This is a genomic window from Micrococcus sp. EWR3.9.1, from assembly GCF_052615555.1.
The window spans coordinates 1-26,781 of sequence record NZ_JBQXFD010000022.1 but is presented as its reverse complement, the minus strand read 5'-3'; the positions used below and the strand labels follow the sequence as shown (position 1 = coordinate 26,781).

The window sequence follows — 26,781 nt, the reverse complement described above, 5'->3', positions numbered from 1 at the left end:
CACGTCGACCGCCACGAACGGTGCGCCCGCGGCGCGGACGGCGAGCCGCCTCACCCGTGGCAGGGCCCGATGGGCAGCCTCACCCCCTGCGGAACCGCCGGGTCAGCGCCGCCAGCTGCGGCGCAGCACCGTCCGCAGGGCCATGCGCTGGGCCGCGCCACGCACGCGCGCCCGCCGGGCGGCGGCCCCCTCGGGCAGGCGGATCATGCCCTCCTGGGCGACCGTGGCCACGAGCGTCCCGTCCTCGGTGAACACGGCGCCCGTGCCGAGGCCGCGCGCGCCCTGGGCGCTGGGGGAGTCCTGGACGTAGAGCAGCCACTGGTCGACGCGGGCGGGCCGGTGGAACCACATCGCGTGGTCCAGGGACGCCACGGACATGCCGGGCTGGATCCAGGCGACGCCGTGCTGCCGCAGGATCGGCTCGAGAAGCGTGTAGTCCGAGGCGTAGGTGAGCGCCGCCCGGTGCAGCGCGGGGTCGTCGGCCAGCGGCGTGAACGTCTTCATCCACACCATGTTGCGGTTCTCGGTCTCCGGGGCCGGGTCCACGTAGAGGGCCGGGGTGACGTGACGGATGTCGAACGGCCGGGCCCACGCCCACTCCTGAGCCACGGGGTGGTTGATGCCGCCCAGCACGTCCGCTGTCGTGGGCAGGTCCTCGGGCCGGGGCACGCCCTCGGGCATGGCCACCTGGTGGTCCAGCGCGCTGCCGGCGGGTTCCTGGAAGGAGCAGGTCAGGGCGAGGATGGCCTTCTCGTTCTGAGAGGCCAGCACCCGGCGGACGGAGAAGGAGCGGCCGTCCCGCAGCGTCTCGACGGTGAACGTGATGGGCTGCAGCGCGTCCCCGGGGCGGATGAAGTAGCCGTGGAGCGAGTGGGCGGGGCGGGCGCCCGGCACCGTGCGGGAGGCGGCCGCCAGCGACTGGGCGAGCACCTGGCCGCCGAACACCCGGCCGTGCGTCTGGCGGGGGGTCGTGCCCGTGAAGCGGACCTGACCCGTCACCGGGTCCGGCGCGGCCGGCGTCAGCTCCAGGATCCCGCGCAGCACGTCGGTGGGGTCCTTCGGGGCCGAGGCCGGGCGGGCCGGTGCGCGACCGGGGCGGGGACGGGGATGGCGCTGCGGCACGAACGGCTCCTTCGACGTGGATGGACCCCGCGACGGCGGGGCGGCCCGGGACGCGACGGACCTGGGACAATGCTTGCATGACCGAGCACTCCGCCGCCGCACCAGTCCTCCGCTTCGTCGACGACCGCGCTGTGCGGGACCTCGAGCAGCTGGCCACCCGCGCCCGTCGCGTCGCCGACACGGGGATGCGCCTGCACGTCGTGCCTGAGGCAGGGCGCTCCCGCACCCCGATGCTCGCCCAGTGGGTCTCCGTGCTGCAGCCGGCCGGGCTCGGAGACGGGGTGCCCGTCGTCCTGGGGCTGCGCACCGTGCCCCTGGCGACCGCCGACGGCGTGGCGGACCTGGACGCCGTCGTCGCCCTGGGCTCCGTCACCGAGCGCACCGCCCGGATGCGCGGCCAGGACCCCGTCGACCTGGCGTTCGCCGTGCCGCCGGGCCGCGAGCACGTCACCTGGACCGCGCTGACCCCGCCCCGCGGCGGCTGGACGCCCGTGGCCGAGGTCGCCGACGAGGAGCTGGCCGAAGTGGCCACGCGCGGCGCCGACGCCGTGCGGGACGCCCTGCCCGAGAACCCGGGGGAGGCGCTGGTCCGCAAGATCCGGGCGCAGATGTGGGGACCCCTGCTCGGGGGCGACGCTCTCCAGTTCCCGGCCGGCATGGCCTTCGGCGCGCACGCGCTGGGCTTCCTGCGGCCCGGCGGCCGCGCCCGGCTCAGCACGGCGGGGCCGTGGACGCGCCTGGACGCCCCCGGCGGCTTCGTACTGGGCCGCCCCGCCATGGCGGTGTGAGCCCGCGCCCCATGTCGGGGCGCGGACCGCGGGCCGGTCAGGCCGAGTTCTGCAGGGAGTGGGCGGCCCGCTCCAGGTAGTCCCAGAGTTCGGCCTCGTGCAGCGGTGACAGCTCCAGCGTGTCCACGGCGGCGCGCATGTGGCGCAGCCACGCGTCGCGCGCGGCCGGGTCGATCCGATACGAGGCGTGGCGCATGCGCAGGCGGGGGTGGCCGCGCTCCTCGGAGTACGTCCGCGGTCCGCCCCAGTACTGCTCCAGGAACATCAGCAGCCGGCGCTGGGCGCCCTCGAAGTCGTCCTGCGGATACATCGGGGCGAGGATCTCGTCTTCGCGCACGCGGGCGTAGAACTCGGCGGTCAGCCGGTCGAAGGTCGGGCGGCCGCCGACGGCGTCGTAGAAGCTGGTGGCCTGACCGGGCGCGGCCGGGGTCCCCGGGGTCGCACCGGCGGGGCCCGCCGCGGCGTCGCGGGCGCGCACCTGCTCCACCGGGGCGGGCGTGCCCTCCTGCATCACCGGCTCGACCTCGGTGGGCCGCTCCGCCAGGCCCGTCACACGGGACGGGCCCTTGGCGACGCGCGGCCGCAGCACCGCCAGGGGGGCGCCCAGGCGCGCGGAGTGGTCCGGCAGCGTCGGCGTGCCGGTGGGCAGGGCCTCGGGGCGGACCGGCTCGACGGTGACCGGGGCCGAGAGCGAGTTCGCGATGAAGCACAGCCGGTGCGCCTCGGCGTGGAGGGCCTCGGCCCGCTCCCGGTCGGCCTCGTCCTGCAGCGTGACCTCGGGCCGCAGCGTGATCGCGGTGAACCGCCCGGCGCCGTCGCCGTCCAGCTCGAGCTCACCCTCGACCCCGCACGTCATCCCCGTGACCACGACCCCGGAGGTCGACGCGACATGGAGGTACGAGAGCACGTGACACTCGGCGAGCGCGCCGAGCAGGAGGGTCTCCGGGTTCCACTTCGAGTCGTCGCCGCGGAAGGGGCGGGCGGCCGAGGCCTGGATCTCGCCGACGGCGGCGTCCTGGATCACCACGGAGCGGTCATAGTCGCGGACGCCGGAGGTGCCCGAGCCGCGGTCGCCCGTCCACTCGGTGCGCAGGGAGAAGGTGTGCTTCATGGGTTCCAGCCTAGCCAGCCCGCGCCTCGACAGCGGCGGGGGCGGTGCTGGAGGGCACCTTCGTGGAATGCCCACCAGCCCCCGCCCGGTTCAGGCCCCGGCGTGGACCTGATGTACGTGCGCCGTCGCGTGCTCGCGCGCGGCCAGGGCGCGGACCGTCTCGTCCCGACCCTCGGCGAGGACGCGGGACAGCCCCGCGCGGGTGTCGGCCAGCCGCTCGGACAGGGCGGTGGCGCGGTCGGCGATCTCCGGGGTGACCTGGGCGGTCGGGTAGCCCAGCGTCGCGGCGGTCTCGGCCATCTCGTGGGAACGGGAGTCCCACATCGCCTCGACGCCCTCGAAGTAGGCGTCTGCGAAGGGCGCGATCAGCGCGGCGTCGTGGGCCCGGGCGAACCCGATCAGGGCCTGGCGCTGCTCCGTGTTGGACAGCTCGCCGGCCATCACCCGGTCCCAGGCCGCGCGCTTGGCCTCGGCCGTCGGCACGGCGGCCCGGGCCTGGATCGCGGCGAGCGCGCCCGTGGCGGTCGCGTCGGCGCGCTCGGCCTCGGCGATCTCGGCCTCCCCGGCGCGGCCGGCCGCCACCAGCGCGGTGAGCAGCTCCCAGCGCAGGTCCGTGGTGAGGTCCAGCCCGGGCACGGTGCAGGTGCCGTCGACGAGGGCGGCCAGGCGGTCCAGCTGCGCCGTGGTGCGGGCGTGCAGGGCGAACGCCTTGACGAACTGCAGCTGGTTGTCCGAGCCGTCCTCGGCCTCCGCGACGAGGCCCCACAGACGGTCGGCCGCCGCGACCCGCACGGCCTCGGCCTGGTCCTCGGGCAGGTACAGGCCGATCGCCGTCGCGAGCTGGCGCAGCAGCGTCTGCACCACGGACGAGTCCCGCTCGTGGCCGACGTTGGCGAGGACGAGGTCGACGAACCAGGCGGCGGAGGCCTCGCCGTCGCGCACGGTGTCCCAGGCCGCCCCCCACAGCAGCGTGCGCGCCAGCGAGCCGTCCACGTCCTTCAGGCGGGTGGACGCGGCCTCCCACGAGGCGTCGTCGAGGCGCAGCTTGGCGTAGGCCAGGTCGTCGTCGTTGGGCAGGATCACGGCGGGACGACGGCGGCCGACGGCCTCGGCGACCTCGGTCACCTCACCGGCCACGTCGAGTTCGAAGCGCTCGGTGCGGGTCAGGCGGCCGGTGGCCTCGTCCACGTCGTAGAAGCCCACAGCCAGGCGGTGGGGGCGGAGCACGTCGTCGCCAGGCGCCGACGGCGAGCCGTCCGGGGCGCTCTGGCGCAGGCGCAGCGCGGTGATGGTGCCGGCCTCATCCGTCTCCACCTCCGTGCGCAGCGTGTTCACGCCCGAGGTCTCGAGCCACACGCGGGTCCACTCGGACAGGTCGCGGCCGGAAGCCGCCTCGAGCTCGGACATGAGGTCCGGCAGCTCGGTGTTGCCCCACGCGTGCTGGGCGATGTACGCGCGGACGCCGGCCATGAAGTTCTCCTGGCCCACCCAGGCCACGAGCTGGCGCAGCACGGAGGCGCCCTTGGCGTAGGTGATGCCGTCGAAGTTGACGAGCACATCGTCGAGGTCGCGGATCCGGGCCTTGATGGGGTGCGTGGACGAGAGCTGATCCTGGCGGTAGGCCCAGTTCTTCTCCATGGAAGAGAAGGTGGTCCAGGCGCTGGTGTACTGCGTGTTCTCGGCGGCGGCGAGCGTGGACATGAACTCGGCGAAGGACTCGTTGAGCCACAGGTCGTTCCACCAGCGCATGGTCACGAGATCGCCGAACCACATGTGGGCCAGCTCGTGGAGGATGGTGATGGCGCGGCGCTCGATCAGCGCCTCCGGCACGGTCCCGCGGAAGACGTACGACTCGAGGAAGGTCACACAGCCGGCGTTCTCCATCGCGCCGGCGTTGAACTCGGGCACGAACAGCTGGTCGTACTTCTCGAACGGGTAGGCGTGGCCGTACTGGGCCTCGAAGAACTCGAAGCCCTGGCGGGTGAGCTCGAAGACGTTCTCCGCGTCCAGGTGCTCCACCAGTGACGCGCGGCAGTAGACGCCGAGGGGGATCGTGCGGCCGTCGGCGCTGGTCAGCTCCGAATGCACGGAGGCGTACGGGCCGGCGACGAGCGCGGTGATGTAGGAGGAGATGCGCGGGGTGGGGGTGAACTCCCAGACCGCGGCGTCCACGCCCTGCAGGTTCTCCTCGTTCGCCACGACGCCGAGGGTGCGGCGGGAGTCCTCCGGCTGGTTGGACACCACAGCCCAGTGTGCCGGCGCGGTCACGGTGAAGCGGAACGCGGCCTTGAGGTCGGGCTGCTCGAACACCGCGAACATGCGGCGGGAATCGGGCACCTCGAACTGGGTGTAGAGATAGACCTCCTGGTCCACGGGGTCCACGAACCGGTGCAGGCCCTCGCCGGTGTTGCTGTAGTCCCCGAGCCCGTCGACCACGAGGGTGTTCTGCGCCGCCAGCGGGCCGATCCGCAGTCGGGCGCCGTCGAAGTCCGCCACGTCCAGCGCCTCGCCGTTGAGGGTCACCGCGGGGGCCTGCCCGGCCACGAAGTCGATCCACGTGTGGGTGCCCACCGCGTCCTGCGCGGCCGCGAACGTCACGGTGGTGGCCGTGTGGAAGTGCTCCGCTCCACGGGTGAGGTCCAGGCTCACCTCGTACGCGTCCACGGTGAGGGCGGCCGCGCGCGCGGCGGCCTCTTCGCGGGTGATGTTCATGGCGGCGGCGGTGGTCACGGTCGGACTCCTCCTGGGGTCGGGCGGATGCGGCACGGCCGGGACCTGTGATGGGGGCCACGGCACGGTGCTCCCCAGTGTGCCACCTGGCCCGGACGTCGTCGTCGGCCTCTGGATGCCCCGCCCCTCACTAGACTGGCGGGGACCCCGAGCCACCGCCCCTAAGGAGTCTGCGCATGCGCGTCCACATCGCCACCGACCACGCCGGCATGGAGCTGTCCGCCCACCTGGTGGAGCACCTCACCGCCGCTGGCTACGAGATGGTGGACCACGGACCCACCGAGTACGACGCGCAGGACGACTACCCGGGCTTCTGCATCAACGCCGCCCGCGCCGTCGTCGCCGACCGCGAGCAGGGACTGGACTCGCTCGGCATCGTGCTGGGCGGCTCCGGCAACGGCGAGCAGATCGCCGCCAACAAGGTGGCCGGCGTCCGAGCCGCCCTGGCCTGGAACCTGGACACGGCGCGGCTGGCCCGCGCGCACAACGACGCGAACGTCGTGGCCGTCGGCGGTCGACAGCACTCGCTCGAGGAGGCCACCGAGCTCATCGAGGCGTTCCTGGCCGAACCGTTCTCCCAGGACGAGCGCCACGTGCGCCGCATCGGGAAGATCGCGCACTACGAGACCACCGGAGAGGTGCTGATGTGAGTGCCTGAGGGCCACTCCGTCCACCGTCTCGCGCGCCAGTTCACCGACGTCTTCGGCGGCCGCCGGATCCGCGCCACGAGTCCGCAGGGCCGCTTCGCCGAGGGGGCCGCCCTGCTCGACGGCCAGGTCCTGAAGCGCGCCCGGGCCCACGGCAAGCACTTCTTCGCCGACGTCTCCGGCGGCCACGTGCTCCACGTCCACCTGGGCATGTACGGGGCGTGGACCTTCGGCGGGGATCAGGACTTCGCGGCCGCGTCCTCGATCGGCGCACCCCGCCGGATCGGCGAGCGGGAGGTCCACGACGACGGCGCCCCGGCCGCCGAGCCCGCTCGCGACGCCGACGGCTGGGTCCAGCCCCCGCCGCCGGCCGCCACGGTCCGGCTGCGACTGCGCGCCGAGCACGGCTGGGCCGACCTGATCGGCGCGAGCCGGTGCCGCGCGCTCACTCCGGCCGAGGCTGCCGACGTCGTCGCCGGCCTGGGCCCGGATCCGCTGAGCGACGACGATCCCGCGCCGTTCTACGACCTCGCCCGGCGGACACGGCGGCCGATCGGCGTCGTGCTGATGGACCAGGCGGCCGTCAGCGGGATCGGCAACATCTTCCGGGCCGAGGCGCTGTTCCGCGCCGGCATCGACCCGTGGCGGCCGGCCCGGGAGGTCTCCGCGTCGGACCTGGCATTCCTCTGGGCGGACAACGCCGCGCTCATGCGGGAGGGCGTGCGGCTCGGGCGGATCGTCACCACGCGGCCCGAGCACCGGCCGGGGATCCCTGCCGAATCGGCCTGGCCCGAGCACGCGAACTACGTGTACCAGCGGCAGGGCCTGGCCTGCCTCGTGTGCGGGCGCGAGACGATCGTGGTGGAGGAGATGGCGGCCCGGAAGCTCTACCGGTGCCTCACCTGTCAGAGCTGAGGGGCCTGTAGCAGGCCCGACCGGGCACAGCGGTCAAGGCACCGGCGCGGACGACGACGCACCCGAGAAAGCCATGAGCCGGGCCATCGTGTGCACACGATGACCCGGCTCATGAGGTCCGGAGGGGATGACGGGAATCGAACCCGCGTAGCCAGTTTGGAAGACTGGGGCTCTACCATTGAGCTACATCCCCGCGGGGCCGCGCTCGGCGCGGACCAGCGGCTGACACCGTATCACGGCGGGCCCGCGTCGGCCGTGGGGGAAGAGGCATGATGCACGGCTCCCGTCCCGCCCTCCGCAGGGCCGCGTCCGCCCTCGCCGGCCGTCGTCCCCTGTCCCTGCGCGGCGCCACCGTCCTCGTGACGGGCGGCGCGTCCGGCATCGGTCGACTGATCGCCCTGGGGGCCGCCCGCCGCGGCGCGGGCCGCGTCGTCGTCTGGGACCTCGACCTGCAGGGGGCTGAGGCCGTCGCCGCCGAGATCCGGTCTCAGGGCGCGGACGCCCAGGCCGAGCGCGTGGACGTGACGGACGCGGCCGCCGTCGAGGCCGCCGCCGCCCGCGCCGGAGAGGTGGACGTCGCCGTGAACAACGCGGGCGTCGTGACGGGCGTGCGCCTCGAGGACGCCACGGAGGAGGGCATCCGCCGCACCTTCGAGGTGAACGCACTCGCGCCGTACTGGCTGACCCGGGCGGTCCTGCCCGGAATGCGGGCCCGGGACCGCGGGGCCGTGGTCACGGTGGCCTCGGCCGCGGGGTTGGTCGGCGTCGCGCGCCAGACGGACTATTCCGCCACCAAGCACGCCGCGGTCGGCTTCGCCGAGTCCCTCGCCGCGGAGCTGCGCAAGGACGGCAGCCGCGTCACCTCCCTCGCCGTCTGCCCCTTCTACATCGACACCGGGATGTTCGCGGGCGTGCGCAGCCGGGTGCCCTGGCTGCTGCCCGTGCTGGATCCGCGCCACGTGGCGCAGGAGGTGCTGGACGCCGTCGAGGCCGGCCGCACCCGCCTGCTGCTGCCGCGCGCCGTCGGTCTGATCGCGCCCCTGCGCGCCCTGCCGGCGCCCGTCTTCGACCTCGCGATGGACGTCCTCGGGGTCAACGCCACGATGGACGGCTTCACGGGCCGGCGGTCGCGGCTTTTCGCGGGGCGCGAGACGGCGCGCTAGGATTCCACAGTCTGCCCTCGGGCAGTCCCTCGGGTGCCCGGCGAGCCTCCACCGCGTGAGCCCGCCGGCGTCGGGGACGACGGCGGGGTGTAGCTCAGCTTGGTAGAGCGCGCGCTTTGGGAGCGTGAGGCCGCAGGTTCAAATCCTGTCACCCCGACTCGACGTCAAGACCATCCACCACCACCAACAGGAGTCATCCGTGGTCAAGTCCACCGCAGAGAACCTCAGCCCGACCCGCGTCAAGCTGACCGTCGAGGTGCCGTTCGAGGAGGTGAAGCCCGCCCTGGACAAGGCGTTCAAGGACATCGCCAACCAGGTGCAGATCCCGGGCTTCCGCAAGGGCAAGATCCCGGCGCGTCTGATCGAGCAGCGCTTCGGCCGCGAGATCGTCGTGGACCAGGCCGTCAACGAGGGCCTGAACACCTGGTTCTCCGCCGCCATCGCCGAGGCCGAGCTCACCCCGATCTCCCGCCCCGAGGTCGACGTGACCGCCACCCCGGACGCGGAGAACGCCGAGGGCCCGGTGGTCTTCACCGCCGAGTTCGACGTGCGCCCGACCATCGAGCTGCCCGACTACAAGGGCCTCAAGGTGACGGTGGAGCCCGCCCAGGCCACCGAGGAGGACGAGCAGAAGGCCCTCGACGCCCTGCGCTCGCGCTTCGGCTCCCTCAAGGACGTGGACCGCCCGGCCGCCCAGGACGACTTCGTCACGATGAACCTGACCGCCACGGTCGACGGCGAGCAGGTCGACCAGGCCGAGGGCCTGTCCTACCAGGTGGGCGCCGGCACCATGCTCGAGGGCATCGACGAGGCCCTCGACGGCCTGTCCGCCGGCGAGGACGCCACCTTCGAGACCACGCTCAACGGCGGCGAGCACGACGGCGAGACCGCCGTGGTCAAGCTGGAGCTGACGGCCGTCAAGGAGCGCGAGCTGCCCGAGGCCGACGACGAGTTCGCCCAGCTGGCCTCCGAGTTCGACACCATCGCCGAGCTCAAGGAGGACCTGAAGAAGCAGGCCGCCGAGGAGGCCGTGAACCGCCAGGGCGTCGAGGCCCGCGACAAGGTCCTCGAGGAGCTGGCCAAGCTCGTCGAGGTCCCGGTGCCGGACGGCGTCATCGCCGAGCAGGTCGAGCAGCACTTCTCGGCCGGCGGCCACACCGCGGGCGACGACCACGACACCGCCGAGCACCGTGCCGAGCTCGAGCAGAACACCCGCGAGGCGTTCGCCAACGAGGTCATCCTGGACGAGGTCGCCGAGGCCGAGGAGGTCACGGTCGACCAGGGTGAGCTGATCGAGTACATCATCGCCACCTCCTCCGAGTACGGCATGGACCCGAACCAGTTCGCCATGATGCTCGACCAGGGCGGGCAGATCCCGATGATCATGGGCGAGGTCCGCCGTCGCAAGGCCCTGGCCAAGGTCCTCGAGTACGCCGAGGTCACCGACACCGACGGCAAGGCCGTCGACCTCACGGCGTTCGTGACCCCGGGCGGCCAGGAGGCCCTCGACGCCGAGGCCGAGGCCGACGACGCCGAGGCGGCCGAGCAGGCCTGATCCCGGCCGGTGGGGGCGCACCCCCGCCGAGCCACGACGACGGCGCCCCCGCCCACGTCGGTGGGGGCGCCGTCGTCGTCCCGGGGCCCCGGTGGGCGGCCCCGGGCGGGGTCCGCGACAACCTGCGCCAACAGCGAAACGCCGACGGCGTCCCGCGCGCTGGCCCGGACGCCCGGCTAGTGTCGGACTCGATCAGGGACCCGTCCGTCCGCGCGAGCGGCCGCCGTTCGGGAGGCCCGTGGACATCTCGACAGGAAGGCGGAAGTGATGACCGACATCACCCCCAGCATGCGTTCGGTGGACCCGGCGCAGCGCGAGGATTTCCTCTACACCCAGCTGCTGAAGTCGCGCATCGTCTGGCTGGGCGAGGACGTCCGTGACGACAACGCCAACGCGATCTGCTCCCAGCTGCTCCTGCTCTCGGCCGAGGACACGGAGAAGGACATCTACCTGTACATCAACTCCCCGGGCGGCTCCGTCACCGCGGGCATGGCGATCTACGACACCATGCAGTACATCCCCAACGACGTCGTGACGGTGGCCACCGGCCTCGCCGCGTCCATGGGCCAGTTCCTGCTCGCCTCGGGCACCAAGGGCAAGCGCTACGCCACCCCCCACGCCCGCGTGCTGATGCACCAGCCCTCCGGCGGCATCGGCGGCACCGAGTCGGACATCCGCATCCAGGCCCAGCTGATCCTGCACATGAAGCAGGTGATGGCGGAGCTGACCGCCGAGCAGACCGGCCAGTCCGTGGAGACCATCCTCGAGGACAACGCGCGTGACAAGTGGTTCACCGCGCAGGAGGCCCTCAAGTACGGCTTCATCGACCACATCGCCGACCGTGCCGCGTCCGTGACCGGCGGCGGCGGCGTCCGGGGCTGAGCCCGGCCCGGACCGTCCCGACCCTCTCCAGGAGACCAAGAATGACCCAGTTCCCCGCCGGGCTCCCCACCGGGATGCCCTCCCTGCCCACGCCGGACGCGCGCTACATCCTCCCGCAGTTCGAGGAGCGCACCCCCTACGGTTTCAAGCGTCAGGACCCCTACGCCAAGCTCTTCGAGGACCGCATCGTCTTCCTCGGCGCGCAGGTGGACGACGCGTCGGCCGACGACGTGATGGCCCAGCTGCTCGTGCTCGAGGCGATGGACTCCGAGCGTGACATCACCCTGTACATCAACTCGCCGGGCGGCTCGTTCACGGCCATGACGGCGATCTACGACACCATGCAGTTCATCCGGCCCGAGGTGCAGACCGTGTGCCTGGGCCAGGCCGCCTCCGCCGCGGCCGTGCTGCTGGCCGCGGGCGCCCCCGGCAAGCGTCTGGCGCTGCCCAACGCGCGCGTGCTGATCCACCAGCCGGCGATGCAGGGCGACCGCGGCACCGCCACGGACCTGGAGATCCACGCCCAGGAGATCAACCGGATGCGCGTGTGGATGGAGGAGACGCTGGCCTCCCTCACCAACCGCACGCCCGAGGAGGTCTCGCAGGACATCGACCGGGACAAGTTCCTCTCGGCCGAGCAGGCCCTCGAGTACGGCCTTGTGGACGAGGTCCTCGCCTCCCGCAAGATCACCCGCCCGTCCGCCTGACCGACGACGCCCGCCGAGGGGTCCGGCCGCGCGGTCGGACCCCTCGACGCCGACCGGGGACCCGGTCCCTTAACGTGTCCGTCCACGGCCGTATGCTGGACGGAATCTGACAGCGACGCCGCCCGCGCGGGGCGGACGTCTCCGCCCGGCCCCCGAGGAGTACCACCATGGCGCGTATCGGAGAGAGCGCTGACCTGCTGAAATGCTCGTTCTGCGGGAAGAGCCAGAAGCAGGTGCGCAAGCTCATCGCCGGCCCGGGTGTCTACATCTGCGACGAGTGCATCGAGCTGTGCAACGAGATCATCGAGGAGGAGCTCGGCGAGGCGGCGGAGGCGGACGAGACCGTCCTGCCCACCCCGCAGGAGATCTTCGACCACCTCGAGAGCTTCGTGATCGGCCAGGAGGCGGCCAAGCGTTCCCTCGCCGTCGCCGTGTACAACCACTACAAGCGCGTGCGTGGGCCGCAGGCGCGGAGCGGTGACCTGGCCGACCGCCTCACCGAGCGGGACGACCTGGCGGACGTCGAGGTCGGCAAGTCGAACATCCTCATGGTCGGCCCCACCGGCTCCGGCAAGACGTATCTCGCGCAGACCCTCGCCCGGCGGCTCAACGTCCCGTTCGCGGTCGCGGACGCCACCAGCCTCACCGAGGCCGGCTATGTGGGCGAGGACGTGGAGAACATCCTCCTCAAGCTCATCCAGGCCGCGGACTACGACGTGAAGAAGGCCGAGCAGGGCATCATCTACATCGACGAGATCGACAAGATCTCGCGGAAGTCCGAGAACCCCTCCATCACCCGGGACGTCTCCGGCGAGGGCGTGCAGCAGGCCCTGCTGAAGATCCTCGAGGGAACGGTGGCGTCGGTGCCGCCGCAGGGCGGACGCAAGCACCCCCACCAGGAGTTCCTGCAGATCGACACGTCCAACGTGCTGTTCATCGTGGCGGGCGCGTTCGCGGGCCTGGACGAGATCATCGGTTCCCGCGCCGGCCGCAAGGGCATCGGGTTCGGCGCGCCCCTGAACCACCTGGGCGCGGGGGACGTCACCTACGCGGACGTGCGGCCGGAGGACCTGCTGAAGTTCGGCCTCATCCCCGAGTTCATCGGCCGCCTGCCCGTGATCACCACCGTCGAGGACCTCACGCACGAACAGCTCGTGCGGGTGCTGACCGAACCGAAGAACGCCCTGCTCAAGCAGTACCAGAAGATGTTCCTCATGGACGGCGTGGAGCTCGAGTTCGAGCAGGACGCCCTGGACGCCGTCGTCGCCCAGGCCGAGGCCCGCGGCACCGGCGCCCGCGGCCTGCGTTCCATCATGGAGAACGTCCTCAAGCCCGTGATGTTCGAGCTGCCCTCCCGCTCGGACGTGGGCACGGTCGTCATCTCCGGGGACGTGGTGCGCGGCGAGGCCGAGCCCACGCTCATCCCGGCCGAGGTGGAACGACGTCGACGCGGCCGGAGCGCCTGACCGCCGTCGCCCAGCAGGACCGACCGGAGCCGAGACGGCTCCCTGATCGCAAGGAGCACAGCATGACCGACACCACGCAGCAGCCCACCGTCGACTTCTACTTCGACGCCACGTGCCCGTTCGCCTGGATCACCTCTCGGTGGATCCTGGAGGTCCAGAAGGTGCGCGACGTGCGGGTGGTCTTCAAGATCATGTCGCTCGCGATCCTGAACGAGGGCCGCGACCTGGACCCCGAGTACCTGGCCCGCCTCGAGAAGGCCTGGCTGCCGGCCCGCGCCGCCGTGCAGGTGCGCGAGCGGTACGGTGCCGAGGCGCTCGGCCCGTGGTACACCGCGGTCGGCACCCGCATCCACGAGCAGGGCCGCACGGACTTCGAGGCCGTGGTGGCCGAGGCCCTCGAGGAGCTCGGCCACGACGCGGACATCCTGGACGCCGCCCGCACCGACGTGGCCGACGAGCAGCTGCGCGCCAGCCAGAAGGAGGCCGAGGACCTCGTGGGCAACGACGTCGGCACGCCCGTCGTGGCGTTCAACGGCACGGCCTTCTTCGGTCCCGTGATGACCCGCATCCCGCGCGGCGAGGAGGCGGGCCGCATCTTCGACGGCGCCGTCGCCCTGGCCGACTTCCCGTACTTCTACGAGATCAAGCGGGCCCGCACCACGGATCCGCAGTTCGACTGAGCCCTCCCGGCTCGCACGAGACCGGCCCCACACCTTCAGCGCGAAGGTGTGGGGACGGCGTCGTCGGGGGCGCGGGGCGGCGGGGGTCAGCTGCGCGCCACCCGGCCGGCCGCGCGGATCAGGGGGACCTGCAGGGGCAGCCGCCCGAGGGAGACCAGTTGCGCCGGCCAGGGCCGGCGTCGCCACTGCCAGGCCATCCACGCATTGCCGGGCCACACGCCGAGGAAGAGCGCCTGCGCGGCGCGTCCGCCCGCGCGCCGGGTGCGCGGGACGGCCAGCAGACCCGCCACGGCCAGCTCGGCCACGCCGGAGCCGTGGGTCCACGCGCGGGCCGAGCCGGGCAGGAACGGCGGGATCAGCCCGTCGAAGGGTTCGGGTCGGACGAAGTGGAGCACGCCCATGGCGGCGAGGGCGGCGGACATCCGCCGGGCGGAGGCGTCGGAGGCGCGGCGGCCGGCCGGGGCGGGATCGGGTGTGGGTCTCATCCTCTCAGTGTCCACCCCCGCCGCGGTGACCGCACTGCGACATGCGGCAAGAGCACGACCAGGAGGTGCACCACGACACCCCCGGGAGGGCCGCCTCCCGACGAACTCCGATCCGGCGGCGGACTGTCCGACGCGTGCTGTGCCCTACCGGATCCGGGCCACGAACATCCCACGCTGAGGGCAGACTCGGGTTCGCAGCACGAGCGTGACGACGGCCCCGCCGCCCGTGACGGGCGACGGGGCCGTCGTCGTGCCGCGTGCGCTCCCGAGACACCTTCGGGGAACGTGCGGCGGGGATCAGTCGTCCTCGACCGGTGCCAGCTGCACGTCGGAGACGGTCAGGGGCGCGGACTCGCCGGCATCGCCCCGCGTGAGGGACAGGTCCGCGATGTTGCCGGCCGCCTTGAGGTCCGCCAGGCCGCCGCGCAGCTTCTCGAGCCACTCGGCCGGCCCGGTCACCACGGCGGAGCGCACCTGGGTCCGCTGCTTCACCTTGGCCTCGGACTTCGCCTTGCGGACGCCGCCGAGGACCTGCGCCACGGTGGGCAGGACCTCGGCGTCACCGGCGGAGGCGGCGAAGGACAAGGCCGCCACCTCGTCCGCGGCGCCCGGCCACGCGGCGGTGTGCACGGAGCCGGCGCGCCACCAGCTCCACACCTCCTCGGTGGCGAACGGCTGGAACGGGGCCAGCAGACGCAGCAGGGCGTCCAGGGTGGTGGCCAGCGTGGTCACCACAGAGGCCTGCTCGGCCTCGCCGTGGCCGCCGTAGGCACGGTCCTTCACGAGCTCCACGTAGTCGTCCGTGAAGGCCCAGAAGAACTGCTCGGTCACGTTGAGGGCCCGTGCGTAGTCATAGGCCTCGAACGCGCGGGTCGCCTGCTCCACGGTGGCCGCCAGGCGCGCCAGCAGGGAGGCGTCCAGCGGGTTGGTGACGGCCGCGGCGTCATCGGCCGTGCGGATGACGGCGTCCTGCGTGGCGCCCAGGTTCAGCACGAACTTGGCGGCGTTGAGCAGCTTGATGGCCAGGCGGCGGCCGATCTTCATCTGCGCCACCTCGTAGGCGGTGTCTGCGCCGAGGCGGGCCGAGGCGGCCCAGTAGCGGACGGCGTCCGAGCCGAACTGGTCCAGGATGTCGGTCGGGACCACCACGTTGCCCTTGGACTTGGACATCTTCTTGCGGTCCGGGTCGAGGATCCAGCCGGAGAGCGCGGTGTCCGTCCACGGCACGGAGCCGTTGAGGGCGTGGGCGCGCACCACGGTGGAGAACAGCCAGGTGCGGATGATGTCGTGGCCCTGCGGGCGCAGATCGAACGGGAAGACGTTGTTGAAGAACGCCTCGTCACGGGACCAGCGGCCCACGATCTGCGGGGTCAGGGAGGAGGTGGCCCAGGTGTCCAGGACGTCCGGGTCGCCGGTGAAGCCGCCGGGGACGTCGCGCTGGTCCTCGGCGTAGCCCGGGGCGGCCTCGGCGGCCGGGTCCACGGGCAGCTGCTCGTCGGCCGGGAGGATCGGGTTCTCATAGTCGGGCTCACCCTCCGCATCCAGCGGGTACCAGACCGGGATCGGCACCCCGAAGAAGCGCTGGCGGGAGACGAGCCAGTCGCCGTTGAGGCCCTCGACCCAGTTCTCGTAGCGGTGGCGCATGTGCTCCGGGTGCCAGGAGATCTCGCGGCCACGCTCGATCAGCTCCGCGCGGCGGTCGGCGTCGCGGCCGCCGTTGCGGATGTACCACTGGCGGGAGGTGACGACCTCGAGCGGCTTGTCGCCCTTCTCGTAGAAGTTCACGGCGTGCATGATCTTCTTCGGCTCCCCGTCCAGCAGGCCGGCCGCGGTGAGGGCGTCCACCACACCCTGCTTGGCGGAGAACACGGTCTTGCCAGCCACGGTGTCCGCATAGGCCTGTCGGCCGGCGTCCGTGGTGATCCACTCGGGGGTGTCGGCGGCGAAGCGGCCGTCACGGCCGATCAGGGTGCGGGTGGGCAGCTGCAGCTCGCGCCACCAGGTGACGTCGTTGAGATCGCCGAAGGTGCAGACCATGGCGATGCCGGAGCCCTTGTCCGGCTTGGCCAGCGGGTGCGGGAAGACCTCGACCTCCACGCCGTACAGCGGGGAGGTGACGGTCGTGCCGAACAGGTGCTGGTAGCGCTCGTCGTCCGGGTGGGCGACCAGGCCGGAGCAGGAGGCCAGCAGCTCGGGGCGGGTGGTCTCGATGAAGACCTGCTCGCCGTCCGCAGCGGTGAAGGCGTAGCGGTGGTAGGCGCCGGGGACCTCGCGGTCCTCGAGCTCGGCCTGGGCCACGGCGGTGCGGAAGGTCACGTCCCACATGGTGGGGGCCTCGGCCAGATAGGCGTCGCCCGAGGCGATGCCGGCCAGGAAGGCGCGCTGGGAGACGGCGCGGGAGACGTCGTCGATGGTCCGGTAGGTCATGTCCCAGTCGACGGACAGGCCGAGACGGGTGAAGAGGTCCTCGAAGACCTTCTCGTCCTCGACGGCGAGCTCCTCGCAGAGCTCGATGAAGTTCTTGCGGGAGATCACGTCCCAGTCGCGCTGGTTCTTCGCCGGCTTCTCCGGCGGGCGGTAGCCCTCCACGTACGGCTTGGCGGGGTCGCAGCGGACGCCGTAGTAGTTCTGCACGCGGCGCTCGGTGGGCAGGCCGTTGTCGTCCCAGCCCATCGGGTAGAACACGTTCTTGCCGTTCATGCGCTGGTAGCGGGCGAGCACGTCGGTCTGCGTGTAGGAGAAGACGTGGCCCACGTGCAGGGAGCCGGAGGCGGTCGGCGGGGGAGTGTCGATCGAGTAGACCTGCTCGCGGGTGGTCTGCGTGTCGAACGCGTAGGTGCGCTCGTCGGCCCAGCGGGCGGTCAGCTTCTCCTCGAGGCCCTCGAGGGCCGGCTTGTCCGGCACGGCCACGGCGCCGGCGGCGGGGGTGGACGGGGTCGATGCGTCGATGGGCGTGTCTGTGCCCTGCGTGTTCTCAGCCATGCCCGCCATCCTCCCATGACCGGGGCGGCGGGCCGGTCCTGCGACGACGCCCGGGACGTCCCGCCCTTGCAGTCGGTCGACCTGGCGGAGGTGATCCGGGCGGTGCTCCGAACGGCGCGGCTCGGCTACGGTCGGAGGCGTGAGCCACACCCATGAACCTGCGAAGAACCCCGCCCGCGCCGCCGTCGTGACGGGGGCCACGAGCGGCATCGGCCGCGCCACGGCCCTCGAGCTCGCCCGCCGCGGCTGGCGCGTGTACGCGGTCGGCCGCCGGGCCGAGCGCCTCGAGACCCTCGCTGCCGACGCCCGGGCCGAGGGCGTGAGCGGCGACGTCGTCCCCGCCGCCCTGGACGTCACGGACGAGGCCGCCGTCGCCGCGCTGGCCTCGCGCGTCGAGGCCGACGGCGGCGCCGACACCCTCGTCAACATCGCCGGCGGCGCGCTCGGCACGGACGCGGTGGGCGACGGCGACCGCGCCGACTGGGAGTGGATGTACCGCGTCAACGTGCTCGGCACCCTCACGATGTGCCAGGCGTTCCTGCCCATGCTCCGCGCCCACGGTGAGGGCACCGTGCTCAACCTGACCTCGACCGCCGCCGTCACCGCCTACGAGGGCGGCGCCGGCTACAACGCCGCGAAGATGGGCCAGCACGGGCTCACCGGCGCGCTGCGCCTGGAGGAGGCCGAGCACAACGTGCGGGTGATCGAGGTGCTCCCGGGCATGGTCCACACCGAGGAGTTCTCCCGCAACCGCCTGGGCGGCGACCAGTCCGCCGCGGACGCCGTGTATGCGGGCGTGGAGAAGCCGCTCACCGCCGAGGACGTCGCCGAGGTGTGCGTCCACGCCGTCGAGCTGCCCCACCACGTGAACCTGGATCAGATCGTGATGCGGCCGGTCGCCCAGGCCGCCCAGCACAAGGTGATCCGCCGGTGAGCGGCGGGCCGTGGAACGTGTGGGCCGACGCGGTGGTCTCGGCATGAGCGCGCCCGTGCTGCACGTGATCGCCTGCGCCCACGGCACGCACGACGCGGCCGGCCGCGACGTGATCGACGGCCTCCGTGCCGACCTGGCGGCCCTCCTGGACGCCGAGGGGCCGGGCGCCCAGGTCCACGAGGCCTACGTGGACGTGCAGAGCCCCTCCCTCGACGAGGTCGTGGCGGCCCTGCCCCCGGGGGAGCCGGCCGTGATCGTGCCGCTTCTGCTGTCCCTGGGCCATCACGTCCACCACGACATCCACCACGCCGCGGCCGCCCGACCCGACACGATCGCCGCCGCACCGCTGGCCGGGGCCGGGGACGACGTCGAGGCGCGCCTGGTGACCGTTCTGGCCGAACGGGTGGCCCAGGCGGTGCCGGCCGGTGAGGCCGCGACATCGGACGTCATCCTGGCGGCGGCCGGCACCCGCGCCGCGGACGGACAGGCCCAGGTGCACGCCCTGGCCGCGGCCCTGGCCCGGGCCACGGGACTGCCCGTGACCGCGGCGTTCGGGGCGGCGGCGACCCCCCGGGTGCCCGACGCCGTCGCCCGGGTGCACGCCGCCGGCCGCCGCGCCGTGGTGGCCGCCCACCTGCTGGCCCCCGGGTACTTCCACGACCGACTCGGCGAGAGCGGCGCGGACGCGGTCACCGACCCCCTGCTGCCGCATCCGCTGGTGGCGCGGATCGCCCTGGACCGGCTGCGGTCCGCCCTCGCCGAGGCCCCGAGCGGAGCCGCCGGAGGCCGCTGATCCGTTCGTCACACGGCCGGGGCCGGGCCGGGCCCCGGCCGTGGGGCGGCCCCGGGAACGTGACGAACCGCGTCGATGACCTTGGGGCCGGCATGCCGGGTTCCTAGCGTGGCGGCCATGACCCAGGTGAACGAGACGTCGAGGCCGGCGCGCACTCCGCGCCGTCCCTCCGCCAAGCCGCACGGCCAGTGGAAGGTGGACGGGACCGCCCCCCTGAACCACAACGAGGAGTTCAAGCAGCAGGACGACGGCCTGAACGTCCGCGAGCGCATCGAGCAGGTCTACGCCCGGGAGGGCTTCGACTCGATCCCCTCGGACGACCTGCACGGCCGCTTCCGCTGGTGGGGGCTGTACACCCAGCGTCGGCAGGGGATCGACGGCGGCAAGACCGCCACCCTGGAGCCCCACGAACTCGAGGACCGCTACTTCATGCTGCGCGTGCGCATCGACGGCGGCGACCTCACCACCGAGCAGCTGCGCGTGATCGGCGGGATCTCCACCGACTTCGGCCGTGACACCGCGGACATCACGGACCGGCAGAACGTCCAGCTGCACTGGATCCGCGTCGAGGACGTCCCCGAGATCTGGCGGCGCCTGGAGTCCGTGGGCCTGTCCACCACCGAGGCCTGCGGCGACGTGCCGCGCGTGATCCTCGGCTCACCGGTGGCCGGGATCGCCGCGGACGAGATCATCGACCCCACGCCCGTGATCCGGGAGATCGCGGACCGCTGGATCGGCGACCTCGAGGTCTCCAACCTGCCCCGCAAGTTCAAGACCGCCATCACCGGCCATCCCTCCCAGGACGTGGTCCACGAGATCAACGACATCTCCCTGATCGGCGTGGTGCACCCCGAGCTGGGCCCCGGCTACGACCTGTGGGTCGGCGGCGGCCTGTCCACGAAGGCCCGCCTGGCCGACCGGATCGGCGCGTTCGTCTCGGCCGAGCGCGCCCCCGAGGTGTGGCACGCCGTCGTGAGCATCTTCCGTGACTACGGCTACCGGCGCCTGCGCAACAAGGCCCGCATGAAGTACCTGCTCGAGGACTGGGGGCCGGCGAGGTTCCGCACCGTGCTGGAGGAGGAGTACCTCGGCTACGCCCTGCCCGACGGCCCCGCCCCGGCCCCGCCCACCCGCCCCGGCGACCACGTGGGGGTCCACGAGCAGAAGGACGGCCGCTTCTACATCGGCGCCGCCCCCGTCGTCGGCCGCTCCAGCGGCACCACCCTCACCGCCCTCGCGGACCTGCTCGAGGCCCACGGCTCCACGCGGCTGCGCACCACCCCCCACCAGAAGATCGTGGTGCTGGACGTGGAGCGGGACCGGGTGGACGCCGTCGTGGCCGGCTTGAAGGAGCTGGGGCTGGACCCGGAGCCGTCCGTGTTCCGCCGCTCCACCATCGCCTGCACGGGCCTGGAGTTCTGCAAGCTCGCCATCGTGGACACGAAGGACACCGCCACCGCCGCGATCGCCCAGCTCGAGGAGCGCCTGGCCGACCTCGCCGACCGCCTCCCCGAGCGGCTGAGCCTGCATGTGAACGGTTGCCCCAACTCCTGCGCCCGCATCCAGACCGCGGACATCGGTCTGAAGGGGCAGCTGCTCCCGGACGACGACGGCGGCCAGACGCCCGGCTTCCAGGTGCACCTGGGCGGCGGGCTGGCCTCCGTGGACCGCGCCGAGGCCGGCCTCGGACGCAGCGTCCGCGGCCTGAAGGTCCGCGCGGACGGGCTGGTCGACTACGTCGAGCGCCTCGTCCGCCGGTACGACGAGCAGCGCGAGCCGGGCGAGACCTTCGCCCGGTGGGCGCACCGAGTCGACGAGGAGGCCCTCCGATGAGCACCGTTCCCCCCACCCGTCCGACCGAGGACCTCGAGCGCCTGCAGGCACTCGCGGAGTCCGGCGCCGCCGAGCTCGGCTGGGACGCCCCCGCCGCGGCGGTGGTCGACTGGGCCGCCCGCCATGTGGACCTCCGCCGGGCCGCCGTCGCCTGCTCCATGGCCGACGCCGTCCTGCCGCACCTGGTGGCGCAGCGGATGCCCGGCGTGGACGTCCTCTTCCTGGAGACCGGCTATCACTTCACCGAGACCCTCGCGACGCGCGACGAGGTGGCCCGCCGCCTCGACGTCACCGTGGTGGACGTGCTGCCGGAGCTGACCGTGGCCGAGCAGGACGAGCGCCACGGCAAGGACCTGTTCGCCCGCGACCCGGCGCTGTGCTGCGCGATGCGCAAGGTCGAGCCCCTCAATCGGGCGCTGGCCGGATACGACCTGTGGTTCACCGGAGTCCGCCGGGACGAGGCGCCGACGCGCACGAACACCCCGCTGGTGGGCTGGGACGAGGCCCACGGCATGGTCAAGGTCAACCCCGTCGCCCCGTGGAGCTTCGACGACCTGGTCGGCTACGCCACGGACCACGACGTGCCCGTGAACCTGCTCCTGCAGAACGGCTACCCCTCGATCGGCTGCCGCCCCTGCACCCGCCCCGTCGCCCCCGGGGAGGACCCCCGAGCCGGGCGCTGGGCCGGGACCGCGAAGACCGAGTGCGGCATCCACGTCTGAGCGCCGCTCCCGAGACAGACCAAGGAGACACGATGACTCTCACCCATGCCCCCGACCCGGGGATCGCGAGCCCCGCCGGGCCCGACGTCCAGGACGCCCTGGAGGCCGAGGCGATCCACATCATCCGCGAGGTGGTGGCCGAGTTCGAGCGCCCCGCCATGCTCTTCTCGGGCGGCAAGGACTCCGTGGTGATGCTCCACCTGGCCGCGAAGGCCTTCTGGCCGGGCAGGATCCCCTTCCCGGTGGTCCACGTGGACACCGGCCACAACTTCCCCGAGGTCCTCGAGTTCCGCGACCGCACGGTGGAGCGGCTCGGCCTGCGGCTCGTGGTGGGCTCCGTGCAGGAGTACATCGACCGCGGCGAGCTGCGTGAGCGCGCCGACGGCACCCGCAACACCCTGCAGACCACCCCCCTGCTGGACACGATCCGGACCAACCGGTTCGACGCCGTCTTCGGGGGAGGCCGCCGGGACGAGGACAAGGCGCGGGCCAAGGAGCGGATCATCAGCCTGCGCGACGCGTTCGGCCAGTGGGACCCGCGCAACCAGCGCCCCGAGCTGTGGAACCTCTACAACGGCCGTCACACCCCCGGCCAGCACGTCCGCGCGTTCCCCATCAGCAACTGGACCGAGCTGGACGTGTGGCGGTACATCGCCCGCGAGGGCATCGAGCTGCCCGCCATCTACTACGCGCACGAGCGGGAGGTCTTCCGCCGCGACGGCATGTGGCGCGCCGTGGGGGAGCACTCCCGCCCGGCCGAGGGCGAGGAGGTCACCACGCGGACGGTGCGCTACCGCACGGTGGGCGACATGTCCTGCACCGGCGCCGTCCTCTCGGAGGCCGCCACCGTCGAGGACGTGGTGCTCGAGGTCGCCGCCTCCACCCTGACCGAACGCGGGGCCACCCGCGCCGACGACCGCATCTCCGAGGCGGCCATGGAAGATCGCAAGAAGGACGGGTACTTCTGATGAGCACCGCACTGCTGGACCGGCACGCCCCCGCCGGGACCCTGTTCCGCCTGGCCACGGCCGGCTCGGTCGACGACGGCAAGTCCACACTCGTGGGCCGCCTCCTGCACGACTCCAAGGCCGTCTTGGCCGACCAGCTCGAGGCTGTGGCCCGCACCTCCGCCGAGCGCGGCTTCGGCGGCGCCGAGGGCGGGCTGGACCTGGCGCTGCTGACCGACGGCCTGCGCGCCGAGCGGGAGCAGGGGATCACGATCGACGTCGCGTACCGGTACTTCGCCACGGACCGGCGCACCTTCGTGCTGGCCGACTGCCCCGGGCACGTGCAGTACACCCGCAACACCGTCACGGGCGCCTCGACGGCCGACGCCGTCGTGCTGCTCGTGGACGCCCGCAAGGGCGTGGTGGAGCAGACCCGGCGCCACCTCAGCGTGGTGGCCCTGCTGCGGGTGCCGCACGTGATCGTCGCCGTCAACAAGATCGATCTCGTGGACTACGCCGAGGAGGTCTTCACCGCGATCGCCGAGGACGTCCGGCGCGTGGCCCGGGAGCTCGGCCTCTCCGACGCGGTGAGCGTCCCGGTGTCCGCCCTGCAGGGCGACAACGTGGTCACCCGCTCCGAGCGGACGGACTGGTACACCGGCCCCACGCTCATGGAGCTGCTCGAGTCCCTGCCCGGGGCGGACGCCGAGGACGACGCCGCGGCCTCCTTCCGCTTCCCGGTGCAGCTCGTGGTGCGCCCCCAGGGCGCCCTGGCCCCCGGCCTCGACCCCGAGGTCTTCCGCGACTACCGCGGCTACGCCGGGCAGGTGGTGGCGGGCACCGTCCGGCCCGGGGACGCCGTCGCCGTCCTCACCCCGGGGCAGCCGGTGCGCACCACCACCGTGGTGGGCGTGGACGCCGCCGGCGAGTCCCTCGAGGAGGCCTCCTCCCCGCAGTCGGTGGTCCTGCGCCTGGCCGACGAGGTGGACGTGGCCCGCGGGGACACGATCGCCGCCGCGGACACCGCCCCGCGCCCCACCGCGGAGGTGGCCGCCGCGCTGTGCTGGCTCTCCGCCGCGCCGCTGCGCGTCGGGCAGCAGGTCCTCGTCAAGCACGGCACCGCCGTCGTCCGGGCGCTCGTCCAGGAGGTGGCCGGCCGGCTCGACCTCGACACCCTGCGGCTCGACCCGGCCGAGACCCTCGGGCTCAACGACATCGGACAGGTGCGCCTGCACCTGGCCGCGCCGCTGCCCGTGGAGCCCTACGCCGTGCATCGGCGCACCGGGGCGTTCCTCGTGATCGACCCCCACGACGGGGCCACGCTCGCCGCCGGCATGGTGCGCGGCGGCGACGAGGCCTGAGACGGATGACGACGGTGGGACGGGAGCGGTCATGACAGTGGTGATGGAGGACGTGGGCAAGAGCTTCGGCGGGCCCACGCCCGTGCTGGAGGACGTCTCCGTGCGGATCGAGCCGGGCGAGTTCGTCTGCCTGCTCGGCGCGTCCGGATGCGGCAAGTCCACCCTGCTGAACATCATCGCCCGGCTCGAGGCGCCCACCGCGGGCGTCGTCAAGACCCCCCGGGAGGGGGCCGCGTTCATGTTCCAGGACGCCGCCCTCTTCCCGTGGCTCACCGCCCGCGGCAACATCGAGCTCGCCCTCCGGTTCGCCGGTGTGCCCGCGGCGGAGCGTCGGGGGCGTGCCGGGGAGCTGCTGCGTCTCGTCCACCTGGGCGACGCCGCCGACCTGCGACCCCACCAGCTCTCCGGCGGCATGCGCCAGCGCGTCGCCCTGGCCCGGGCCCTCGCCCAGGACCGCCCCCTGCTGCTCATGGACGAGCCGTTCGCGGCCTTGGACGCGATCACCCGCGACCTGCTGCATGGGGAGCTCGAGCGCGTGTGGCGGCAGACCGGTCGGACGGTCGTGTTCGTCACCCACAACGTGGCCGAGGCCGTCCGCCTCGGCCAGCGGGTGCTGCTGCTGTCCTCACGTCCGGGTCGCGTCGTCGCCGAATGGGACGTGCCCGCGGCCGCCCGCCACGACGCGCCCGCCGCGGCCGCCCTCACGGCCGCCATCACCGCCCGACTCGGTCAGGAGATCCGTCGCCATGCGCACTGACACCCCCACCCTCGACGCCCCCGGCCGCGCGCCGGGGGCCGCCACCGACGACGAGCTGCGCGAGCTCGACAGCGGCCTCGACGCGCTCCAGGCCGTCGACTCGACCCGTCGGACGGGTCTGGCCGGGTGGGACTGGAGCCGGGTCCTGCTCCCGGTGGCCGCCGTCGTCCTGCTCGTGGCGATCTGGCAGGCCTTCGCGTGGCTGGCCGGTGCGCGCGGTGAGCCGATCACCGGTCCCGGTGACGTCGTCGGGGCCTTCGGGACGCTGTGGGCGCAGGGCCTCGTCCAGCAGGCAGTGGCGACGTCGGTGGGCCGCGCCGTCGTGGGCTTCGCACTCGCCGTGGTCGTCGGCGTCGGGCTGGGCCTCGTGCTCGGACAGGTCGGCGTCCTGCGGCGGGCGTTCGGCCCGCTGCTCACGGCCCTGATGGTGCTGCCCAACGTGGCCTGGGTGCCGCTCGCGGTGCTGTGGTTCGGCCTCAGCGACGCCACCGCGTACTTCGTGATGCTCACCGGCGCCGTCCCCGCCGTGGTCGCCGGCCTCACCACCGGCACGGACCAGGTGCCGCCGCAGCTGCGTCGCGCGGCCCGGGTGCTGGGCGCCTCGCGTCTCGAGACCGCCCTGCTGGTGGTCCTCCCGGCCGCCCTGCCCGCCTTCGTCTCCGGCCTGCGCCAGGGCTGGGCCTTCGCGTGGCGAGGCCTCATGGCCGCCGAGATCATCGCCGTCGGCGGGCCCATGGGCGTGGGACTCGGGACCCTGCTCCACGAGGGACGTGCCGCGTCCGACCTCGCCGTCGTCCTCTGCGCCGTCCTGACCATCCTGGCCGTCGGCGTCCTCTTCGAACTGGCCGCATTCGGCCCCGTCGAGCGGCGCATGCTGCGCCGCCGCGGGCTGCTGGAAGGGAGCACGCGATGACCGCGTCCGATCTGTACCCCACCTCCCTGCGTCTGCTCGGCCGGCCCGTCCTGATGGTGGGCGGCGGGCGCGTGGCCGGCCGCCGCATGGGCGCCCTCCTCGACGCCGGCGCGCTCGTCACCGTGGTGGCCCCGGAGCCGGGGGAGGAGGTGGAGCGGCTCGCGGCGGCCGGCCTGCTCACCCTGCACCGCCGCCCCTACCGCCCGTCCGACCTCGACGGGGTCTGGTTCGCCCAGACCGCCACCGGCGACCGGGCCGTGGACGGGGCCGTGGCCTCCGACGCCGAGGCCCGCCGCGTCTGGTGCGTCGACGCCTCCGATGCCGAGTCCTCCGCCGCCTGGACGCCCGCCGTCGTCCGGGCCGGGGACGTGACCGTGGCCGTCAACGCCGGGGGAGACCCTCGCCGCGCCCGCGCCCTGAAGGACGCGATCACCCTCGCCCTGTCCACGGGGCGGCTGCCGCTGCGCCGGCGGCGCGCGTCCTCCGAGCCCGGCCGCGTGGCCCTCGTCGGCGGCGGCCCCGGCGACTCCGGGCTCATCACCGTGCGCGGCCGACAGCTGCTCGCGGAGGCCGACGTGGTGGTCGCCGACCGGCTGGGCCCGCGCGCCCTCCTGGCCGAGCTGGACCCGGCGGTGCCCGTGATCGAGGTCGGCAAGGCCCCCGGGAACCACCTGGCCACGCAGGACGAGATCAACGCCGTCCTGGTCCGGGAGGCCCGGGCCGGCCGCCTCGTCGTCCGGCTCAAGGGCGGCGACCCGTACGTGCTCGGCCGCGGCGGCGAGGAGGCAGCGCACTGTCGCGCCCACGGCGTCGACGTCGAGGTGGTGCCCGGTGTCACGAGCGCCGTCTCGGTGCCCGCCGCCGCGGGGATCCCGGTCACCCATCGCGGCGTCGCCACCGGCTTCACGCTGGTGACCGGCCACGAAGAGCTGTCCGAAGTGCCCACCCGGGCCGACCACACGCTCGTCCTGCTGATGGGCGTGCGCCGGCTCGCGGACACCGCGCGCCGACTGACGGAGCGCGGCCTCGACGGCGCGACGCCCGTGGCGATCATCGAGCGCGGCTGGATGCCGGACCAGCGGGTCACCGTGGGCACGGTGGAGACCATCGCCGCGCAGGCGGCCGCCGTCGGTGTGGAGAACCCCGCCGTGATCGTCGTAGGCGACGTCGTGCGCCTGAGCCCCTACGCCACCGGCGCGCCTGCGGCCGGCATCCCTGCCCCGATCTTGACCCTGAACCCGACCTCCGAAGGAGCACGAGCATGACCCTGACCCCCTCGTCCTCGAGG

General features: G+C 73.3%; 23 protein-coding genes, 2 tRNA genes and 1 pseudogene. 19 read left to right on the top strand and 7 right to left on the bottom strand.

The annotated features are described in order from the left end of the window. Nucleotides 1–102: 102 nt before the first annotated feature. Complete coding sequence (locus ACUJ8O_RS10720) at nucleotides 103–1,122, bottom strand: acyl-CoA thioesterase (RefSeq protein WP_445373372.1); 1,020 nt, start codon at nucleotides 1,120–1,122, stop codon at nucleotides 103–105. A gap of 77 nt (nucleotides 1,123–1,199) precedes the next feature. Between ACUJ8O_RS10720 and ACUJ8O_RS10715 the strand changes: the two genes are divergently transcribed. Then, complete coding sequence (locus ACUJ8O_RS10715; RefSeq protein WP_044659098.1) at nucleotides 1,200–1,910, top strand: hypothetical protein; 711 nt, start codon at nucleotides 1,200–1,202, stop codon at nucleotides 1,908–1,910. Between the two features lie 37 nt (nucleotides 1,911–1,947). Here the strand turns inward: ACUJ8O_RS10715 and ACUJ8O_RS10710 are convergent, their stop codons facing one another. From ACUJ8O_RS10710 to pepN, 3 genes and pseudogenes are all read right to left on the bottom strand, one after another. Then, nucleotides 1,948–2,421, bottom strand: a complete 474-nt coding sequence (locus ACUJ8O_RS10710; RefSeq protein ID WP_158184944.1) for a globin — start codon at nucleotides 2,419–2,421, stop codon at nucleotides 1,948–1,950. Nucleotides 2,422–2,589: 168 nt separating this feature from the next. Then, nucleotides 2,590–3,021: pseudogene (locus ACUJ8O_RS10705) on the bottom strand (OsmC family protein); the annotation flags it as partial. A 90-nt stretch (nucleotides 3,022–3,111) separates the two neighbouring features. After that, a complete protein-coding gene (pepN, locus tag ACUJ8O_RS10700) occupies nucleotides 3,112–5,733 on the bottom strand; it encodes an aminopeptidase N (protein WP_241246571.1) in 2,622 nt (873 codons plus the stop codon). Between the two features lie 194 nt (nucleotides 5,734–5,927). On the opposite strand from pepN, the gene ACUJ8O_RS10695 reads away from it, so the two are divergent. Both ACUJ8O_RS10695 and ACUJ8O_RS10690 read left to right on the top strand, forming a co-directional pair. After that, complete coding sequence (locus tag ACUJ8O_RS10695; RefSeq protein WP_044659097.1) at nucleotides 5,928–6,401, top strand: ribose-5-phosphate isomerase; 474 nt, start codon at nucleotides 5,928–5,930, stop codon at nucleotides 6,399–6,401. Next, nucleotides 6,402–7,313, top strand: coding sequence for an Fpg/Nei family DNA glycosylase (locus ACUJ8O_RS10690; protein ID WP_041104798.1), 912 nt, complete (start codon nucleotides 6,402–6,404; stop codon nucleotides 7,311–7,313). A 122-nt stretch (nucleotides 7,314–7,435) separates the two neighbouring features. On the opposite strand, the gene ACUJ8O_RS10685 is transcribed toward ACUJ8O_RS10690, so the two are convergent. Then, a tRNA-Gly gene (locus ACUJ8O_RS10685) sits at nucleotides 7,436–7,506 on the bottom strand. 76 nt (nucleotides 7,507–7,582) lie between these two features. On the opposite strand from ACUJ8O_RS10685, the gene ACUJ8O_RS10680 reads away from it, so the two are divergent. From ACUJ8O_RS10680 to ACUJ8O_RS10650, 7 genes are all read left to right on the top strand, one after another. Then, the gene (locus tag ACUJ8O_RS10680; RefSeq protein ID WP_123243909.1) at nucleotides 7,583–8,476 is read left to right on the top strand and encodes an SDR family oxidoreductase; all 894 of its coding nucleotides are present in this window, start codon (nucleotides 7,583–7,585) and stop codon (nucleotides 8,474–8,476) included. 83 nt (nucleotides 8,477–8,559) lie between these two features. Next, nucleotides 8,560–8,633 (top strand) — tRNA-Pro (locus ACUJ8O_RS10675). 42 nt (nucleotides 8,634–8,675) lie between these two features. Beyond that, nucleotides 8,676–10,031 carry a trigger factor gene (gene tig, locus ACUJ8O_RS10670; protein WP_445373371.1) on the top strand — a complete coding sequence of 452 codons (1,356 nt, stop codon included), beginning with the start codon at nucleotides 8,676–8,678 and terminating at the stop codon, nucleotides 10,029–10,031. 267 nt (nucleotides 10,032–10,298) lie between these two features. Beyond that, on the top strand, nucleotides 10,299–10,913 hold the full coding sequence (locus tag ACUJ8O_RS10665) for a ClpP family protease (protein WP_170720911.1): 615 nt from the start codon (nucleotides 10,299–10,301) through the stop codon (nucleotides 10,911–10,913). Nucleotides 10,914–10,954: 41 nt separating this feature from the next. Then, nucleotides 10,955–11,620, top strand: a complete 666-nt coding sequence (locus ACUJ8O_RS10660; protein ID WP_002855988.1) for an ATP-dependent Clp protease proteolytic subunit — start codon at nucleotides 10,955–10,957, stop codon at nucleotides 11,618–11,620. Nucleotides 11,621–11,787: 167 nt separating this feature from the next. Beyond that, nucleotides 11,788–13,086, top strand: coding sequence for an ATP-dependent Clp protease ATP-binding subunit ClpX (gene clpX / locus ACUJ8O_RS10655; protein ID WP_060775624.1), 1,299 nt, complete (start codon nucleotides 11,788–11,790; stop codon nucleotides 13,084–13,086). 62 nt (nucleotides 13,087–13,148) lie between these two features. Continuing rightward, nucleotides 13,149–13,766, top strand: a complete 618-nt coding sequence (locus ACUJ8O_RS10650; RefSeq protein WP_061867773.1) for a mycothiol-dependent nitroreductase Rv2466c family protein — start codon at nucleotides 13,149–13,151, stop codon at nucleotides 13,764–13,766. An 86-nt stretch (nucleotides 13,767–13,852) separates the two neighbouring features. Here the strand turns inward: ACUJ8O_RS10650 and ACUJ8O_RS10645 are convergent, their stop codons facing one another. Both ACUJ8O_RS10645 and valS read right to left on the bottom strand, forming a co-directional pair. Then, entirely contained in the window at nucleotides 13,853–14,188 is a 336-nt protein-coding gene (locus ACUJ8O_RS10645; RefSeq protein ID WP_095346890.1) for a DoxX family protein, read from the bottom strand. Nucleotides 14,189–14,548: 360 nt separating this feature from the next. Then, a complete protein-coding gene (gene valS, locus ACUJ8O_RS10640) occupies nucleotides 14,549–17,233 on the bottom strand; it encodes a valine--tRNA ligase (protein WP_445373370.1) in 2,685 nt (894 codons plus the stop codon). A gap of 139 nt (nucleotides 17,234–17,372) precedes the next feature. Between valS and ACUJ8O_RS10635 the strand changes: the two genes are divergently transcribed. The 9 genes from ACUJ8O_RS10635 to cobA all read left to right on the top strand — a co-directional run bounded on the left by ACUJ8O_RS10635 (nucleotide 17,373) and on the right by cobA (nucleotide 26,758). After that, on the top strand, nucleotides 17,373–18,167 hold the full coding sequence (locus ACUJ8O_RS10635) for an SDR family oxidoreductase (RefSeq protein ID WP_036316887.1): 795 nt from the start codon (nucleotides 17,373–17,375) through the stop codon (nucleotides 18,165–18,167). Nucleotides 18,168–18,210: 43 nt separating this feature from the next. After that, a complete protein-coding gene (locus tag ACUJ8O_RS10630; RefSeq protein WP_363677476.1) occupies nucleotides 18,211–18,960 on the top strand; it encodes a sirohydrochlorin chelatase in 750 nt (249 codons plus the stop codon). 117 nt (nucleotides 18,961–19,077) lie between these two features. Next, the gene (locus ACUJ8O_RS10625) at nucleotides 19,078–20,793 is read left to right on the top strand and encodes a nitrite/sulfite reductase (protein ID WP_423449337.1); all 1,716 of its coding nucleotides are present in this window, start codon (nucleotides 19,078–19,080) and stop codon (nucleotides 20,791–20,793) included. Beyond that, on the top strand, nucleotides 20,790–21,515 hold the full coding sequence (locus ACUJ8O_RS10620; protein WP_095346832.1) for a phosphoadenylyl-sulfate reductase: 726 nt from the start codon (nucleotides 20,790–20,792) through the stop codon (nucleotides 21,513–21,515). The genes ACUJ8O_RS10625 and ACUJ8O_RS10620 overlap by 4 nt, the downstream gene beginning before the upstream one ends. A 32-nt stretch (nucleotides 21,516–21,547) precedes the next feature. Continuing rightward, the gene (cysD, locus tag ACUJ8O_RS10615; protein ID WP_445373369.1) at nucleotides 21,548–22,483 is read left to right on the top strand and encodes a sulfate adenylyltransferase subunit CysD; all 936 of its coding nucleotides are present in this window, start codon (nucleotides 21,548–21,550) and stop codon (nucleotides 22,481–22,483) included. Beyond that, complete coding sequence (locus ACUJ8O_RS10610) at nucleotides 22,483–23,823, top strand: sulfate adenylyltransferase subunit 1 (protein WP_049146124.1); 1,341 nt, start codon at nucleotides 22,483–22,485, stop codon at nucleotides 23,821–23,823. The genes cysD and ACUJ8O_RS10610 overlap by 1 nt, the downstream gene beginning before the upstream one ends. Before the next feature lie 31 nt (nucleotides 23,824–23,854). Continuing rightward, nucleotides 23,855–24,580, top strand: coding sequence for an ABC transporter ATP-binding protein (locus ACUJ8O_RS10605; RefSeq protein ID WP_396831103.1), 726 nt, complete (start codon nucleotides 23,855–23,857; stop codon nucleotides 24,578–24,580). Next, complete coding sequence (locus ACUJ8O_RS10600; protein ID WP_061867766.1) at nucleotides 24,570–25,493, top strand: ABC transporter permease; 924 nt, start codon at nucleotides 24,570–24,572, stop codon at nucleotides 25,491–25,493. The genes ACUJ8O_RS10605 and ACUJ8O_RS10600 overlap by 11 nt, the downstream gene beginning before the upstream one ends. Next, nucleotides 25,490–26,758 (top strand): uroporphyrinogen-III C-methyltransferase, encoded by a 1,269-nt coding sequence (cobA, locus tag ACUJ8O_RS10595; protein WP_069941170.1) that lies wholly within the window; start codon nucleotides 25,490–25,492, stop codon nucleotides 26,756–26,758. The genes ACUJ8O_RS10600 and cobA overlap by 4 nt, the downstream gene beginning before the upstream one ends. The last annotated feature ends 23 nt before the right edge of the window (nucleotides 26,759–26,781 follow it).